At 62.0% G+C, this 12,492-nt stretch carries 11 protein-coding genes; 10 read left to right on the top strand and 1 reads right to left on the bottom strand.

The features are described 5' to 3' along the window. Positions 1 to 191 precede the first annotated feature (191 nt). Together RX329_RS18935 and RX329_RS18940 are read left to right on the top strand one after the other, a co-directional pair. Positions 192 to 2,252: an FAD-dependent oxidoreductase gene (locus RX329_RS18935; RefSeq protein WP_018456449.1), complete on the top strand. Its 2,061-nt coding sequence runs from the start codon at positions 192 to 194 to the stop codon at positions 2,250 to 2,252. 132 nt (positions 2,253 to 2,384) lie between these two features. Then, positions 2,385 to 4,406 (top strand): ABC transporter ATP-binding protein, encoded by a 2,022-nt coding sequence (locus RX329_RS18940; protein ID WP_247491345.1) that lies wholly within the window; start codon positions 2,385 to 2,387, stop codon positions 4,404 to 4,406. On the opposite strand, the gene RX329_RS18945 is transcribed toward RX329_RS18940, so the two are convergent. Then, the gene (locus tag RX329_RS18945) at positions 4,334 to 5,572 is read right to left on the bottom strand and encodes an FAD-dependent oxidoreductase (protein ID WP_085351283.1); all 1,239 of its coding nucleotides are present in this window, start codon (positions 5,570 to 5,572) and stop codon (positions 4,334 to 4,336) included. The two genes, RX329_RS18940 and RX329_RS18945, sit on opposite strands and share 73 nt — an antisense overlap. Positions 5,573 to 6,212: 640 nt before the next feature. Here RX329_RS18945 and rpsL point away from each other — a divergent pair. The 8 genes from rpsL to RX329_RS18985 all read left to right on the top strand — a co-directional run bounded on the left by rpsL (position 6,213) and on the right by RX329_RS18985 (position 12,483). Continuing rightward, a complete protein-coding gene (gene rpsL / locus RX329_RS18950) occupies positions 6,213 to 6,584 on the top strand; it encodes a 30S ribosomal protein S12 (RefSeq protein WP_007603006.1) in 372 nt (123 codons plus the stop codon). Positions 6,585 to 6,599: 15 nt separating this feature from the next. Beyond that, the gene (gene rpsG, locus RX329_RS18955; RefSeq protein ID WP_007603009.1) at positions 6,600 to 7,070 is read left to right on the top strand and encodes a 30S ribosomal protein S7; all 471 of its coding nucleotides are present in this window, start codon (positions 6,600 to 6,602) and stop codon (positions 7,068 to 7,070) included. 30 nt (positions 7,071 to 7,100) lie between these two features. Then, positions 7,101 to 9,173 carry an elongation factor G gene (gene fusA / locus RX329_RS18960; protein ID WP_026233180.1) on the top strand — a complete coding sequence of 691 codons (2,073 nt, stop codon included), beginning with the start codon at positions 7,101 to 7,103 and terminating at the stop codon, positions 9,171 to 9,173. Positions 9,174 to 9,213: 40 nt separating this feature from the next. Continuing rightward, positions 9,214 to 10,404, top strand: coding sequence for an elongation factor Tu (tuf, locus tag RX329_RS18965; RefSeq protein ID WP_018456453.1), 1,191 nt, complete (start codon positions 9,214 to 9,216; stop codon positions 10,402 to 10,404). 82 nt (positions 10,405 to 10,486) lie between these two features. Continuing rightward, a complete protein-coding gene (gene rpsJ / locus RX329_RS18970; protein ID WP_002712302.1) occupies positions 10,487 to 10,795 on the top strand; it encodes a 30S ribosomal protein S10 in 309 nt (102 codons plus the stop codon). 53 nt (positions 10,796 to 10,848) lie between these two features. Continuing rightward, positions 10,849 to 11,562, top strand: a complete 714-nt coding sequence (gene rplC, locus RX329_RS18975; RefSeq protein WP_007603016.1) for a 50S ribosomal protein L3 — start codon at positions 10,849 to 10,851, stop codon at positions 11,560 to 11,562. A gap of 1 nt (position 11,563) precedes the next feature. Then, positions 11,564 to 12,184, top strand: a complete 621-nt coding sequence (gene rplD / locus RX329_RS18980) for a 50S ribosomal protein L4 (protein WP_007603018.1) — start codon at positions 11,564 to 11,566, stop codon at positions 12,182 to 12,184. After that, positions 12,181 to 12,483: a 50S ribosomal protein L23 gene (locus RX329_RS18985; RefSeq protein WP_007603019.1), complete on the top strand. Its 303-nt coding sequence runs from the start codon at positions 12,181 to 12,183 to the stop codon at positions 12,481 to 12,483. The genes rplD and RX329_RS18985 overlap by 4 nt, the downstream gene beginning before the upstream one ends. Positions 12,484 to 12,492 lie beyond the last annotated feature (9 nt).

Here is a 12,492-nt window from a genome sequence, read left to right on the forward strand (position 1 = left end):
TCGGTCATCCGTAGGAATACCGAGGACACTGAAAAGGCCGGCGAAAGCCGGCCTTTTTGCTGCTTTGTTTCCCTGTTGCGGTGCAGGATCAACCTTTGTTCATCTTTCCTTCAGGCGCAAAAGCGCTTCTGCTAGGAGAGCTTAGACCGGTGGTCCCGTGAAGGGGGCGGGCCGGAGACCACGGAATTCTCATGCTTGATCTCGCAATCGTAGGCGGCGGCCCCGGCGGGCTGATGAGCGCTTGGTATCTGAAGCGCAAGCTTGGCGACCTCTGCCGCGTCACCATCTACGAGGCATCCGACCGGCTCGGCGGCAAGATCGTCACGCGCAAATTCGATTCCGCGCCCGCGATGTACGAAGCCGGCGTTGCCGAGATCTACGACTACTCGATGACCGGGCCGGATCCGTTGCGCGAGTTGATCCAGCATTTCGGCCTGCAGACCATTCCGATGGATGCCGAGCAGGTGCAGTTCGGCGGTGAGCTCCTCAACGACGTCGCGGGCATGCGCCGCAAATACGGTGCCAAGACCGCAGCCGCAATCGAGGCGTTCCGTAAGCGCTGCGCCGAGGCGATGACGCCGATCGAGTACTACGAGGGTGTCGGCGCGCACGACAACGAGAATCCCTGGGCCTACAAGACCGCCGAACAGGTGCTCGACGAGGAGGTCGAGGACGAGACCGCAAAGCGATTCTTCAAGGTGATGGCGCGCTCGGACCTCGCGACCGAGAGCCACAACACCAACGGGCTCAACGCGCTCAAGAACTACCTGATGGATGTCGACGGCTATATCGGCCTCTATTCCATCCAGAACGGCAACGAGCAGCTCATCGAGTGCCTCCAGTCGGAGGTCAATGCCGACATCCAGCTCAATCACCGAATCCTCACGGTCGGCAAGGCGCCGACCGGCCGCTATCAACTCAAGATGATGAACGGCAAGGGGCCGGAGACGCGCGACTTCGACCTTGTGCTGGTCTGTCTGCCGCATTCCTGGCTTGGGACCGTCGGCTGGGAAGGCGAACAGCTCCGCAAGTCGATGGTCAAGCACGTCGCGTACTTCGACCGTCCTGCGCACTATTTGCGTGTCTCGATCCTGTTCGACACGCCGTTCTGGGGCGACAAGATCGCCGGCGCCTGGTTCATGTCGGAAGCCTTTGGCGGTTGCTGCGTCTATAACGAGGGCGCCCGCCATGATGTGGGCAAGCACGGCGTGCTGAACTGGCTGATTCCGGGCTCCGATGCGCTGGCCTTTGCGAATCTCTCCGACCGGGAGCTGATCGATGCCGCGCTGAAATCGCTTCCGGCATCGCTCGGCGATGCACGCGCGCATTTCATGGAAGGCAAGATCCACCGCTGGCTGTCCTCGGTGAACGCGATTCCGGGCGGCTTGCCCGTGCGCGACGTCATGACCAACCACCGGCCCGAGCCGAAGGAACATCCCGGAATCGTGGTGGTCGGCGACTATCTGTTCGACTCGACGCTGAACGGCCTGCTCGATTCCTCGGACGCGGCGACCGACATCATCTTGACCGAGATGATGCGCTTGCGCCGCGAGCGTTCGCAGGACGACAAGCCGCTCTCGGACAAGATCGATCGTGCCTATTTTGACAATTATCGCGGCCAGGGCCCCTACAGCGAGGTGTGGCAACACTTCACGGATCCCGACTATCTCACAAAACTGATCGGCATCGTCTGGGGCAAGGCCAAAGGCACGAAGCTCTTGATCGCGGGCTCGGCCAGCGGCGAGCTTGTCGGCGCGCTACGTGATCGCGGCATCGATGCCTTCGGTATCGAGAACAACCGCACCATTCACGCCAGAACGCCGAAGGCGCTGAGGAAGTACAACAAGCTCGGTTCGATCACCGACATGCCGTTCAAGGACGGTGCGTTCGACTTCGTGTTCGAGACCAGCCTCTGCCATGTTTCCCCGAAGCAGGTGGTCCGTGCGATCAGGGAGCTGAACCGTGTGGTCAAGACCGGGCTCGTGTTCGGCTCGATCACCTCGGACATGGCGCCGGCACTGATCGACCGCTACGACCTTCTGCGCGGCGTCAAGAAGCTCGGCACCTGGTGGGAATGGTCCGAACTGTTCTTCGGCAACGGCTTCGAGCTGTCGATGCACCGCAAGGACTGCACCGACGCGCTCTGGGAGACCACGCTCGCCGCCAACAAGGGCCCGGGCCAGTGGTACGCCGACGCCGATTCCTTGCGCTATTCCTTTTTCGACAAGGTCGAGGATGAGGAAGACGACTAGCCGCCTGAAGCGGGCGCCTTCGCCAATTGTTTTGCCGAATTCATCTTGATCGCATAGAATCGATGCAGTAGCGGTTGGCGCTATTTCCTGCTTTCTCTGCGGTCATGCCGGCCGTCAGCATCGGTTGGTTTCATGGCGTCCAAGCCCCTCCCGCCCGACAAACAGAAGCTCGCCGCGGAAGAGGCGGCCGAGCTCGACGACAAGCTTGTCCCTACCGCCAAGCCGGACCTTGAAGACGACGAGGACGATGAAGACGAGGAGGATGGCGGGCTGGAGCTCGATGACGACGATGAGGACGAGGACCTCGTCGTCTTTACCGCGCGCGAGGCCGCCGGCGCGCTCGCGACCATCCTGGGTTTCGTCAAACCCTTCCTGTTCAACTACAAGCAGATGCTGTCCTTCGTGGCGTTCGGCGTCTTCGTCGAGACGCTCTTCAACGTCATCATGCCGCTCAGCCTGAAGTACCTGATCGACGACGCGCTCGGCGAGGAGGATTTTCAGGCGCTGTACAAGATCCTCGGCGTGCTCGCGGTCGCGGGCATATTCACCTCGATCGTCGCGGTCTGGTACGAGCGCTGGGATGCGCGGCTCGCGGCGTGCATCATTTCCGACGTCCGCAAACGGCTGTTCGAGCACGTCCAGGACCTGCCGGCGGCCTATTTCGGCCGCACCAAGCGGGGCGAGATACTGTCGCGCTTCTCAGTCGACCTCGCGGCCTTCGAGGGTTCGGTCAAGACCTTCGCCAACAGCGCGGCATTGCCGTTCCTGGAGCTGATCGCGGGCATCATCCTGATGGTGTTCCTGAACTGGCAGCTCGCGGCGGTTGCGCTGCTGGTGTTCCCGATCACGCTGATCGGTCCCCGCATGCTGACGCCGAAGGCTGTCCAGGCGAATTACGAGCAGAAGCTCAATGAATCTGCGCTGCTCGGCATGGTGCAGGAGAACGTGGCGGCGCAGGCCGTGATCAAGGCGTTCAGCCTGCAACGCCGGATGTTCGGCTTCTTCAAATTCCGCAACGACGAGACGCGAAACAGGATGGCCTCGGCGGCGTTCCTGTCGACCATGGTGGAGCGGACGGTCACCATCTCGGTGCTGCTCTTGCATCTCGTCGTGCTCGCGATCGGCGCATATCTGGCGACGAAGGGGCAGATTACCATCGGCACCTTCGTCACCTTCGAGAGTGCGTTCTGGGAGGTGTCCTACAACATCGCCCATGTGATGCATTTCATCCCCGTGTCGATCTCCGCGGCAGCCGCGATCCGTCATATGCAGGAGTTGCTCGACGAGCCCACGCGCAGCGCCGATCGTGCCGGCGCGCCCGATCTGCCCCGCATCACCAACGACATCACCTTCGATCACGTGACGTTCCAGTACGAAGGCAGCCAGACGCCGGTGCTGGACAATCTCAGCCTCAAGCTCAATGTCGGCAAGCGCATTGCCATCGTCGGTCCGTCCGGCTCCGGCAAGAGCACGCTGCTGAATCTGATCCTGCGGCTCTATGTGCCGGACGAGGGGCGCGTCACCATCGACGGCGTCGACGTCCGCAAGGTGACGCTGGACTCCCTGCGCCGGAGCATGGCGGTGGTGTTCCAGGAGAATATGCTGTTCAACATGTCGATCCGGGAGAACATTCGGCTCGGCAAGGAGGGCGCGACCGATGAGGAGGTCGAGGAGGCGGCCAAGAAAGCCGAGATCCACCGTTACATCATGAGCCTGCCGCAACGATACGACACGCCGGTGGGCGAGCGCGGCGATACCTTGTCGGGCGGCCAGCGCCAGCGCATCGCGATCGCGCGCGCGGTCATCCGTAATCCTTCCGTGCTGCTGCTCGACGAAGCCACTTCGGCGCTCGACCAGACCACGGAAGCTGCGATCAACCGCACGCTGCTGAAGGTCGCCAAGGGCCGCACCATGATCTGGTCGACCCACCGCCTGACCTCGGTGGTCGAGATGGACGAGATCATCGTGATTTCAGGGGGCAGGGCGATCGAGCGCGGCTCGCATGCCGAGCTGCTCGCCAAGAACGGCACCTATCGCAAGCTGTGGAACGACCAGATCCACCAACCGCATGGCGCGCCGGCTCACGTCGACGAGGACAACGACGAAGACGACGAGGATGAAGACGACCTCGACGAGGACGATGAGGAGGAGTGACCGAGGAAGTTCGGCTCCAGATCGAAGGCTGCTCCAAGCGGCCGCAATAGTCCCTGAACCGACCAGGCAATGAAGCGTGCCCAGCGCTGCGCCGTCCAATAAGGGCTTGTCGCAATGGAGACTGAGCGGAAATCGAAGGCCTTCGCGGCCGACCAATCGTCGCACTCGCGCTTGACCGGGTCTGCGTAGAAGGCGGCGATCTTGCTTGTATCCATCCCGTCGGAGGCCAGCCACTGCGGGATATAGACGTTGCAGAGCCGCTCGACGTCGGTGAAGACCTTGTCGCACCCGGTGCCGGCGGCCGGGCAGGAGGTCGAGAAGGCATCGCCCACCAGCACGAGACCCGGCTGGCCGCTGGCATCGTTCACATAGAGATCGACCGGACGGATTTTCAGCTCACTGGGAATGTCGAATGGTCCGGTGATGTGCTTGAGCCGTGGCAGCGCAGCGTTCAACGTCTCGGCCGGCGCGCGGCGCAGCTCACGCAGCCAGGGATCGTCGAAGCTGCGATAGACGAACAGATTGGCGCGCATCCGCGTCCCGATCGGAAAAAGCGTGAGGTAGGGGATGCGGTCGCTCGGCCGTTCCGAGAAATAGGTCAGCGCAGGGAAGTCGAACGAGTCCCGTCCCGCGGGCACCACGTCGAACCCGATCGAAATCGAATGGCAGGCACTGACGACTTTTCGGGCGATTCCCAGCTGGTGGCGCAGGCCGACATTGAGTCCGTTGGCGAGCACGACCAGCCGGGCGGAGACCATCGCGTCGTTGGAGAGAGTGACCTTCTGCCGCTCCGCACTCGTCTCGACCGAGACAGCCTTGGCGCAGATGCGCTCGACGCCGGCAGGAATTTCGTCGCGGACAGCGTTGACGAGGGAATCGTAGAGGATGTTGAACTGCCGGCTCGGCGCCTTGTCGAGAAGGCGGCCGAAGCGCGCGATCCAGTTCTCACCCACAAAGGTCGCGCGGTGCAACACCGATTCGGCGATTCCCGTCTGCAGGAATCGCCCGACCTGCACGTGACCGCTGAGTTTTTCGACCCGAAAGTCCGCCGAATAGCTCTCATGCGGATCGATCAGGATGGTCGAAATGCCGCTACGGCCGAGCATCGCGGCGGCGGTCGAGCCGGACAATCCCCCGCCGATAATGGCAATGTCGGTGTACCGCATGGCGCTAATCTCTGCCCAAGGCGGCACATTGGCGCTCCAACAGGAAAGAAAGCCTTAGCCAATGGTTATAAAAGTATATTTAACCCGGGTATAAATAGGTTTCGAGGTGGCGCGACGCGCTCTTCGTTTCCATCTCACGAAGGCGCAGCGAGCGGCCCAAGAAGCGATTTCGGCAGGTGCGGGAAGCGCTTCTGACTGACGTTTCGCCTTGACTTGACCGACTCCCACTTATAGAACCCCCTCACTTAACGACAGGCGGTGAGCATCGCCAACGTCGGAACGGGCCACCTGTTTGATCCCCTGGGATCACCAAGACAGGCACCAACCTCGACGAATGCCGCTCAAACGCTGTCGATCATAGCTAGGCAATGCCAGTGCGATTTTAGTTCTCTTGAGCATGTTCTCTCGAGATCGAATTCGGATGCATGACCTCGGTTCGCGGGCCGCAGCTTCAAGCTGACCGGTTCAACTACTGCGGTCCTCTGTGGCGTCGAAGCGCTTTCCGCCCGTTGATGGGTGGTTGGCGCGATTTCGCTTTGTGCGGATTGTTCCGCGGAAGGCGGCCTCGTCGGGCGGGTAGCTCGAAAGAATTTGCGGACCCGGTGACGGGCCGCGGCAGAACACAAAGGGTAATGCCAGGATGCCGACGATCAACCAGCTGATCGCTCAACCGCGGGAAGTGCAGAAGTCGCGCAAGAAGGTGCCGGCGCTGCAGCAGTCGCCGCAGAAGCGCGGTGTTTGCACGCGCGTTTACACCACGACCCCGAAGAAGCCGAACTCGGCGCTTCGTAAGGTTGCCAAGGTGCGCCTGACCAACGGCTTCGAGGTGATCGGCTACATCCCCGGTGAGGGCCATAACCTCCAGGAGCACTCGGTGGTCATGATCCGCGGCGGTCGCGTCAAGGACTTGCCCGGCGTGCGCTACCACATCCTCCGCGGCGTTCTGGATACCCAGGGCGTCAAGAACCGTAAGCAGCGCCGTTCGAAGTACGGCGCCAAGCGTCCGAAGTAAGCGGGAACCAGGTCCATGTCTCGTCGCCATTCTGCCGAAAAGCGCGAAGTCCTTCCCGATCCGAAGTTCGGGAATATCATCGTCACGAAGTTCATGAATTCGGTGATGTACGCCGGAAAGAAGTCGGTCGCCGAAGGCATCGTCTACGGCGCGTTCGGCCTCATCGAAAGCAAGACCAAGCAGAACCCGCTCGGCGTGTTCGAGCAGGCACTCGAGAACGTCATGCCGACGATCGAAGTGCGCTCCCGCCGCGTCGGCGGCGCGACCTATCAGGTTCCGGTCGAAGTTCGCTCGGTGCGCCGTCAGGCGCTGGGCATTCGCTGGCTGATCTCGGCTGCGCGCGATCGCAACGAGAAGACGATGACCGAGCGGCTCTCTGCGGAGCTCCTGGATGCGTCGAACAACCGGGGTAACGCCGTCAAGAAGCGCGAAGACGTGCACCGGATGGCGGAAGCCAACCGCGCCTTCTCGCACTATCGCTGGTAACGGCGACACACGGAATCTAAGGAACACTCCATGCCCCGCGTTCATGCCATAGAGAATTACCGCAACTTCGGTATCATGGCGCATATCGATGCCGGCAAGACCACGACCACCGAGCGCATCCTCTATTACACCGGCAAGAGCCACAAAATCGGCGAAGTGCACGAAGGTGCCGCGACGATGGACTGGATGGAGCAGGAGCAGGAGCGCGGCATTACGATTACGTCGGCCGCGACCACCGCGTTCTGGGAAGGCAAGCGTCTCAACATCATCGACACTCCCGGCCACGTCGACTTCACCATCGAAGTCGAGCGCAGCCTGCGCGTGCTCGACGGCGCCGTGTGCGTGCTCGACTCGAACCAGGGCGTCGAGCCCCAGACCGAGACGGTCTGGCGCCAGGGCGACAAGTACAAAGTTCCGCGCATCGTCTTCGCCAACAAGATGGATAAGACCGGCGCTGACTTCTACAAGTGCATGCAGGACATCGTCGACCGCCTCGGCGCAAAGCCGATCGCGATCCAGCTTCCGATCGGCTCCGAGAACAACTTCAAGGGCCTGGTCGACCTCGTTCGCATGAAGGGCGTGGTCTGGGAAGAAGAGAAGCTCGACGCCAAGTTCGTGGACATCGATATTCCCGAGGACATGGTCGAGAAGGCCAAGGAATATCGCGAGAAGTTGTTGGAAGCCGCCGTCGAGCTCGACGACGAAGTTCTCGCCGCTTACCTCGACGGCAAGGAGCCCGATGAGCCGACGTTGAAGCGCTTGATCCGCAAGGCCGTGCTGACTGGCGCGTTCTTCCCGGTATTGTGCGGCTCGGCGTTCAAGAACAAGGGCGTGCAGCCTCTGCTCGACGCGGTCGTGGATTATCTGCCGTCGCCGGTTGACGTGCCCGCCATCAAGGGCGTCGATGAAGACGGCAACGAGGTCGTTCGCCTGCCGGACGACAAGGAGCCGCTGGCTCTGTTGGCCTTCAAGATCATGGACGACCCGTTCGTCGGCACCATCACCTTCTGCCGCATCTATTCCGGCACGCTGCTGTCGGGCACCGGCGTCATCAATTCGACGCGCGACCGCAAGGAGCGCATCGGCCGCATGTTGCTGATGCATGCGAACAACCGCGAAGACATCAAGGAAGCCTATGCCGGCGACATCGTCGCACTGGCTGGCCTGAAGGAGGCGCGCACCGGTGACACGCTGTGCGATCCCGACAAGGCGGTGATCCTCGAAAAGATGGAATTCCCCGAGCCCGTCATCGAGATCGCGATCGAGCCCAAGTCCAAGGCCGACCAGGAAAAGCTGGGCGTGGCGCTGGCGAAGCTCGCCGCGGAGGATCCGTCCTTCCGCGTGTCGACCGATCAGGAGTCCGGCCAGACCATCCTCAAGGGCATGGGCGAGCTCCATCTCGACATCAAGGTCGACATTCTCCGCCGCACCTACAAGGTCGATGCCAACATCGGCGCGCCGCAGGTGGCGTTCCGTGAGCGCGTCACCAAGAGGTCCGAAGTCAAGTACACCCACAAGAAGCAGACCGGCGGTACCGGACAGTTCGCGGAAGTGTCGATCATCGTGGAGCCGAACGAGCCCGGCAAGGGCTACGAGTTCGAGTCCAAGGTCGTCGGCGGTGCGGTGCCGAAGGAATACATCCCCGGCGTCGAGAAGGGCATCAACAGCGTGCTGAGTTCCGGCGTGGTCGCGGGCTTCCCCGTGGTCGACGTCAAGGTTCAGCTCGTCGACGGCAAGTATCACGACGTTGATTCGTCGGCGCTCGCCTTCGAAATCGCATCGCGTGCTGCATTCCGCGAAGCCTTGCAGAAGGGCAAGTCCGTCCTGCTCGAGCCGATCATGAAGGTCGAAGTGGTGACCCCGGAAGATTACACCGGCTCCGTCATCGGCGACCTGAATTCGCGGCGCGGTCAGATCCAGGGTCAGGACATGCGCGGCAACGCCAACGTCATCAACGCGATGGTGCCGCTCATGAACATGTTCGGTTACGTGAATAACCTGCGCTCGATGAGCCAGGGTCGCGCAACCTTCACCATGCAGTTCGACCACTACGCAGAAGCGCCGGCCAACGTGTCGGCAGAAGTCCAGAAGAAGTTTGCCTGATTGTCGTCGGTCTCGAACTGACGATTGAACGGAGAGTCAAATGGCCAAAGCAAAGTTTGAACGTAACAAGCCGCACTGCAACATCGGCACCATCGGTCACGTCGACCATGGCAAGACGTCGCTGACCGCGGCGATCACCAAGGTCCTCGCCGAAGCCGGCGGCGCGACGTTCACCGCGTACGACCAGATCGACAAGGCGCCGGAAGAGAAGGCGCGCGGCATCACGATCTCGACGGCGCACGTCGAATACGAGACCAAGAACCGCCACTACGCGCACGTCGACTGCCCCGGCCACGCCGACTACGTGAAGAACATGATCACCGGCGCCGCCCAGATGGACGGTGCGATCCTGGTCGTGTCGGCCGCCGACGGTCCGATGCCGCAGACCCGCGAGCACATCCTGCTCGCCCGCCAGGTCGGCGTTCCCGCGCTCGTCGTGTTCCTCAACAAGTGCGACATGGTCGACGATCCGGAACTGCTCGAGCTCGTCGAGCTCGAGGTCCGCGAGCTGCTCTCGAAGTACGAATTCCCGGGCGACACCATCCCGATCATCAAGGGCTCGGCGCTTGCCGCCCTCGAAGATTCCGATAAGACGCTCGGCCATGACGCCATCCTCGAGCTGATGAAGCAGGTCGACGCTTACATTCCGCAGCCGGAGCGTCCGGTCGATCTGCCGTTCCTGATGCCGGTTGAAGACGTGTTCTCGATCTCGGGCCGCGGCACCGTCGTGACCGGCCGTGTCGAGCGCGGTATCGTCAAGGTCGGCGAGGAAATCGAGATCGTCGGTCTGCGCGCCACGCAGAAGACCACGGTCACCGGTGTCGAAATGTTCCGCAAGCTGCTCGATCAAGGCCAGGCCGGCGACAACATCGGTGCGCTGCTTCGCGGTACCAAGCGCGAGGACGTCGAGCGCGGCCAGGTGCTGTGCAAGCCGGGTTCGGTCAAGCCGCACACCAAGTTCAAGGCTGAGGCCTACATCCTCACCAAGGAAGAGGGCGGCCGCCACACTCCCTTCTTCACCAACTACCGTCCGCAGTTCTACTTCCGCACCACCGACGTGACCGGTGTCGTGCATCTGCCGGAAGGCACCGAGATGGTGATGCCGGGCGACAACATCGCGATGGAAGTGCACCTGATCGTGCCGATCGCGATGGAAGAGAAGCTCCGCTTCGCGATCCGCGAAGGTGGCCGCACCGTCGGCGCCGGCGTCGTCGCCTCGATCATCGAGTAATTACGAGAATAGGGATCGGCGAATAGCGAATGTGACATTCGCTATTCGCTATTCGCCACCCCATTGAAGAAAGACCACGGCAATGAACGGCCAAAACATTCGCATCCGTCTCAAGGCGTTCGACCATCGTATCCTCGATACGTCGACCCGCGAGATCGTGAACACGGCGAAGCGCACCGGCGCGCAGGTCCGCGGACCCATTCCGCTGCCCACCCGCATCGAGAAGTTCACCGTCAACCGTTCGCCGCACGTCGACAAGAAGAGCCGCGAGCAGTTCGAGATGCGCACTCACAAGCGCCTGCTCGACATCGTCGATCCGACCCCGCAGACCGTCGATGCTTTGATGAAGCTCGACTTGGCCGCCGGTGTCGACGTCGAGATCAAGCTCTAAGATTTTTGGATCACGTTCGCCACTAGCGGACAGAAAGAACAGGAAGCACGCCGATGCGCTCCGGAGTGATCGCACAAAAGGTCGGGATGACGCGGGTCTTTACAGAGGCCGGCGAACATATCCCCGTGACCGTGCTGAAGCTCGGCAATTGCCAGGTCGTAGGCCACCGCACCGAAGAGAAAAACGGTTATGTCGCGCTCCAGCTTGGTTCTGGCAGCCGCAAGACCGTGTACATGCCCAAGGCGGAGCGCGGCCAGTTCGCGGTCGCCAAGGTCGAGCCGAAGCGGCAGGTCGAGGAATTCCGCGTCTCCGCGGATCAGATGATCCCCGTCGGTGCAGAGATCCTGGCCGACCACTTTGTCGTCGGTCAGTTCGTCGACGTCACCGGTACTTCGGTCGGTAAGGGTTTTGCCGGCGGTATGAAGCGCTGGAACTTCGGCGGTCTGCGCGCCACCCACGGCGTGTCGGTCTCTCACCGTTCAATCGGTTCGACCGGTGGCCGTCAGGACCCGGGCAAGACCTGGAAGAACAAGAAGATGCCCGGTCACATGGGCGTTGACCGCATCACCACGCTCAACCTTCGGGTCGTTCAGCTCGATGTCGAGCGCGGTCTGATCCTCGTCGAAGGCGCCGTTCCGGGTTCCAAGGGCGGCTGGATCCGCGTGCGCGACGCCGTCAAGAAGCCGCTGCCTAAGGAAGCTCCGAAGCCCGGCAAGTTCAAGGTTGCTGGCGAAGCGGACGCTGCTCCGGCTGCGCAGGAGGCGTGAGATGGAATTGAAGGTCACGACCCTCGAAGGTAAGGAAGCCGGCTCGGTCCAGCTTTCCGATACCATTTTCGGCCTCGAGCCGCGCCAGGACATCATTGCACGTTGCGTGCAGTGGCAGCTCAACAAGCGCCAGGCCGGTACGCACAAAGCCAAGGGCCGCGCCGAGATCTGGCGCACCGGCAAGAAGATGTACAAGCAGAAGGGTACCGGTGGTGCTCGTCACGGCTCGGCCCGGGTGCCGCAGTTCCGCGGAGGTGGCCGTGCCTTCGGTCCGGTGGTGCGTTCGCACGCCACCGACCTGCCGAAGAAGGTCCGTGCGCTCGCCCTCAAGCATGCGCTCTCGGCCAAGGCCAAGGACGGCGATCTCATCGTGATCGACAAGGCCGCGCTGGAAGCTGCCAAGACCAAGGCGCTGCTCGGTCATTTCTCCGGTCTGGGTTTGACCAACGCGCTGATCATCGACGGCGCCGAGCTCAACAACGGCTTCGCCGCTGCGGCCCGCAACATCCCGAACATGGACGTGCTGCCGATCCAGGGCATCAACGTCTATGACATCCTGCGCCGTCGGAAGCTTGTTCTGACCAAGGCCGCCATCGATGCGCTGGAGGCGCGCTTCAAATGACGAAGAACATCGAGCCTCGCCACTACGACGTGATCCTGTCGCCGGTCGTGACCGAAAAGGCCACGATCGCCTCGGAGCACAACAAGGTGCTGTTCAAGGTGGCCGCGAAGGCGACCAAGCCGCAGATCAAGGAAGCGATCGAGAAGCTGTTCGACGTCAAGGTCAAGAGTGTCAACACGCTGGTCCGCAAGGGCAAGACCAAGATCTTCCGCGGCAATCTCGGCTCGCAGTCGAACTCCAAGCGCGCGATCGTGACTCTCGAAGAGGGTCACCGGATCGACGTGACCACCGGTCTGTAAGGTCGTACG

This window comes from Bradyrhizobium sp. BWC-3-1, from assembly GCF_032917965.1.
GTDB classification, from domain to species: domain Bacteria; phylum Pseudomonadota; class Alphaproteobacteria; order Rhizobiales; family Xanthobacteraceae; genus Bradyrhizobium; species Bradyrhizobium canariense_D.